Raw genomic sequence first — 4,406 nt, 5'->3', positions numbered from 1 at the left:
CATAAAGTTTATGAAAAAATGAGAGTATAATTTGGTATTGTGTAATAAAGATAAGGCCCACCTACGGAAATAGGTGGGTTTTTTGTTGGGTATTTTTATCTCATTGCACAAAAGGGAATTTCTATTAAAACCATAGCATATTTTTATAGCTCTTATATTGAGAAAAAAGAAAAGACACCCAAATAAGAGTGTCTTTTCCAATAGTTTTTAGCAGAAGCAAGAAGCTCCAACAATAATTAATAAAATAAATAATACAACTAATAAAGCAAATCCTCCTGCAAAGCCACAGCCGCCACCGCAGCTACCACCAAAGCCCATAATAATTCCTCCTTTAAAGAGTAGGAGAAAAATAAGGAGTCACTCATGTATTTTAATGGATTCAAATTACTTTATGTTTTTATGGATTAAATGAGCATGGCCTTTTGAAAATAAAAAAAAGACGCCATAAAGCGCCTCCCATTTGGGTAAATAAGAAGTAAGGTTTCTAAGATAACTGAAAAAATAGAACAGGTGCTTAGATTTTATCACGATTTTTTGCTGAATGAACATGCATTTTTACATACCTAATAAAACCCCTCTATTTTCCATTTGATAAAATAAATTACAAATATTGACAAAATTTAAATAAATATTTCTACAAATTCAAAATATTTACAAAAATCATAAAAGTGATACATTTAAGGTGCAAGTTATAAAAAACTATTAAAGGGGGATTTATTATGTTCAAGAAATTAGTAGTTGGAGCATTAGCGGCTGGTATCGCATTAACAGGGGGGATCGGAGCGGCATCAGCAGACACAGCAACTAAACCAAACGAAACAAAACTGTTAGCATGTGGTTATGGCAAAACTTCTGATGGTAAGTACAAAAAAGAAGTGAGACAAAAATCCCAATACTTCGATACCACTACAACTGAGCAAGCTTGTGGCGGAACAATCGTCTGGTATTTAAAAGGAATTAAGTATGTAAACGACAATGGCGGGGAGTATGTTGCTTATTATGAAGGATGGATTAAATAGTTAGCATCTAAATCATTTCAAAAAAGACACTCAAAGCAAAAAAATTATAATAAGCTGTCCATATGGGCAGCTTATTTACATAAAAAAGACACCCTAAGATACCTTCCTCCGACTTGAACCACTTTAATAATATGTATTGGACTCCCCTCCAAATAGTATTCCTCATTTATGCATCCTCCGATTATGTAAAATTGTAATATTTGTAGAAAGCATAACAAATCCAGTTACAACTATATTGTTATATTCTGTCGAATGGAAATAAAAAAAGAGAGTACCAGTCTCTCCTTTTTATCTATTAGTAAAAATAGTCACCTATATGGTTGATGTTGATATTGGTGATACTGTTGATATGATTGAAAATGTTGTGTCGGTATACTATAAGGATGAGCATATGGATCTGGTGGTGGATCTGGTAGTGGAATATGAATATGCCACCACTACCATGGTATTTCATGTGTCCAAGGTTTAGGGATAGTGGTTAACATCGGACTCTGTCTATAAAAATATCCATTCAAGTTCGTTCCTCCTAACATAAATTTGATATTTATTTGATGTATTATATCTAATTGGGAACATTATGGAAAATTGTCCCTTTAGAATTGGGAGAACATCTAAAAGACAAAAAAAAAGAGAGCATCTCCGCTTCTCCTTTTTTATGAATAGATTTTATGACATTAGTTGACTTCACTCCCATCTGGTATACCGTCAATAATACTTTGTGGATGAATTTGGACTTTTTCAGTAAAGTCGTATTTTCTATAGGCTTGAGGGCTAGCTATACCTCGCTTTACCCAGTGTACTCCATCTTCTTTGTCGTACCAATATATACTTCGATTGGATGGTTTATCTGAACGAAATAAATGAGTTCCTTGAACAATTGGGTTTCCTAATGGAATTCTCTCTAAACCTAATACCTCATGAGATGGGGATTGGTTAAATAAAGAGAAATAAACAGATGGGCCGTGAATTAATCTCCTAGTGCCCTTATCAATTATTTATATATTAATATCCCTAGGCGATTTAACTTTTAAACCATTATATATCTGTGGGTTTTGTAATAGCACGTCTGAGGTTAATTGTTGTCTATAATCTTGTCCATAATTCCAATAATAAGGAAGGGAGTTCTGTGGAATGTAATACATATAAATAATTCACCTACTTATTAGTATTTGTTTGTATGCAATTAAATTAAGGATACTGTAATGGATGAGTGTTTGTCTGGTATGCCTATTTTTTAACAAAAAAAGAGAGCCGAAGCCCTCTATAATAACTACTAATAACCATAGTCACTACTCTCATAGTAATATGAATTTGATTCACCACAACAAATACATGTTGTTTGTTGGATAAATAATGGACTAAGTTCAGCGTTAGCTGTAGTGGCATTTGAGAAAGTAATACTTTGAACATCCTCAAATAAGAAAGTTTTTCTATCTCCTGGTGTTAATGTAATTGTTTGGGGAGTTGTGGAATTAAATGTTCTAATAGTCAATGTAACAAACGCAGCAAATACAGGGCTAAAACTAAAGCGAATTAGAGTTTTATTGTGATTAGTTGTAAAATTTTCAAATAGGGTAATTGTAGAGCCGGGTGGAATTTCAAGACTTGTAGGGGTAGTTTCAGAGCCGAAAATTGTAAATGTCTCTATGAAACAATTACTGGAGTTTGAAGAGTTACATGATTTGTCTTTTTTCTTGTAATATTTCTTTCCATCTTTGCAGAAATAATCTGCCATATCTAATCATTCCTCTCAAAAAAGAGTTTAAGGTTGTCCTATATATTATGAAGGTTATATAAAAAGGTTCTAATTTAAATTCTAGCATGTATATCTCCTTTTATAACAGTTTATATTGATAATAGCAATTTACACCTTCTTAATTTGTCATATTCTGTCGAAATGTATAAAAAAAGACACCCTAAGGTGCCTTTCTCCGATTTGAACCATCTTAATTTTATTGTGTTGTTATTATATAAGAAAAGAAGACATTGATTAAGATGTCTTCTTTTACTTGTACACTTGGTGTTAAGAAGGTATTGTATTGCTTAAAAACCATAAAAAAATATAACAATCATCGAGTAAGTTTATTATAGCATTAATAAATAGAGTTTTTATATGTATTTTTGCATATATATAGATTTATTTATTTTTTATCTATATAGTTAAATTGTCTGTTTCTTGTTTTAATTCGTTTATTTATTTTGAGTGCTCCAGCAATGGAGCCTTTTTTTTTGCAATAAAACATTTTCTTTCCATTACTTAGTTGAGCTATATTAACTTTACTCTCTTAAATTATATCTATATTTTACCAAATAATTATATGGATAACCAGTTTTTTCTAATAATCTAGTGGATTGATAATTTTAATGTTATTTGTTAATCCTTATAGGAAAATTTATCATGCAATAAAGATTGAGAAATCAAGAATTATAAAAAACTTATAGTATCTTTTGAAAAAACGTATTTATAATTTATATATTAATATGTTATAATTTTATTTCTAAAACTACCTAAAAAGGACTGCCAGTATTGGTGGTCTTTTTTATATTGGTAAGATTTTACTAGTATGATAGAGTAGAATTAACTGTATATTGTGAGGGTGATATACCTATGGAGTGTTTGTTGGAGCTTCTAAAAGAATTTGTAAAAGCCATTGTACGTGAAGTTTCTGGGTATGTTTTTAGGAAACAAATTTTAGAAAAAGATAACAAAGACCCACTCCTCGTCGCCGTCCAAAGCAAAAGGGTGGGTTTCGTAAAAAATTAATGATATAACCACCACCCTGAAGGTAGCAGTTATTAGAAGAGATGTTAGCGTATCTCTTCTTTTATTATATACACAAGCTATTACTGTAATACTACTACAGTAATTCAAACGTACATAAAAAATCAATGAGCACGTAATAGATATAACGTACAGAAGAAAAGAAACCCAAGGGTGCCTTTTTTCAATTTATTACATCCCTAATTGATTGTAAATTGATTTGAATACGTGAATTCACCACGATATTTAATTGCAGCGACATAAGTACCGCTTGTATAGCTATCTGTGATAGGGGTTTGCCAAATTTCTGTTCCAGGAATAAATTCTGGTTCTATTGTTTGGAAGCGTTCTAGGGTACCATTTGTGTGGATTTTAAAAATTTTCATTTGCGCACCAAAATGTTCTCTACCAAAGTGCTGTGTTAAATAAAATGTATCACCAGTTATTAAATTCCCAATCTTCCAATCTGGTTGATATGTACTTTCCTCTGAATTTTGTAAATCCACAATGGTTTTAAATCCCCAATCATCATTAAGTGGATCTGAGTAAGCTGCAGCTGCTTGTGAGGTAGGCTTACTCATTTCTATTGCAGTAAAACCGCTAAAAGTTAACGCCCCAATTAATGC

General features: G+C 31.5%; 4 protein-coding genes. 1 reads left to right on the top strand and 3 read right to left on the bottom strand.

The window, feature by feature from the left end:
* Positions 1-207: 207 nt before the first annotated feature.
* Positions 208-318 carry a YjcZ family sporulation protein gene (locus tag COK05_RS27575; protein ID WP_000505681.1) on the bottom strand — a complete coding sequence of 37 codons (111 nt, stop codon included), beginning with the start codon at positions 316-318 and terminating at the stop codon, positions 208-210.
* Positions 319-719: 401 nt separating this feature from the next.
* Between COK05_RS27575 and COK05_RS27570 the strand changes: the two genes are divergently transcribed.
* Positions 720-1,019 carry a hypothetical protein gene (locus COK05_RS27570; protein WP_098615069.1) on the top strand — a complete coding sequence of 100 codons (300 nt, stop codon included), beginning with the start codon at positions 720-722 and terminating at the stop codon, positions 1,017-1,019.
* Between the two features lie 1,273 nt (positions 1,020-2,292).
* On the opposite strand, the gene COK05_RS27560 is transcribed toward COK05_RS27570, so the two are convergent.
* Both COK05_RS27560 and COK05_RS27550 read right to left on the bottom strand, forming a co-directional pair.
* Entirely contained in the window at positions 2,293-2,754 is a 462-nt protein-coding gene (locus tag COK05_RS27560) for a hypothetical protein (RefSeq protein ID WP_046958398.1), read from the bottom strand.
* Between the two features lie 1,226 nt (positions 2,755-3,980).
* Positions 3,981-4,406: DUF5065 family protein (locus COK05_RS27550; RefSeq protein WP_255290358.1), on the bottom strand; the 426-nt coding region annotated here is incomplete at its 5' end.

The organism is Bacillus cereus (assembly GCF_002567495.1).
Lineage (GTDB): Bacteria > Bacillota > Bacilli > Bacillales > Bacillaceae_G > Bacillus_A > Bacillus_A cereus_AQ.
Note: the sequence above shows the minus strand (reverse complement) of the source record. Positions and strands in the feature narration are given on the sequence as shown.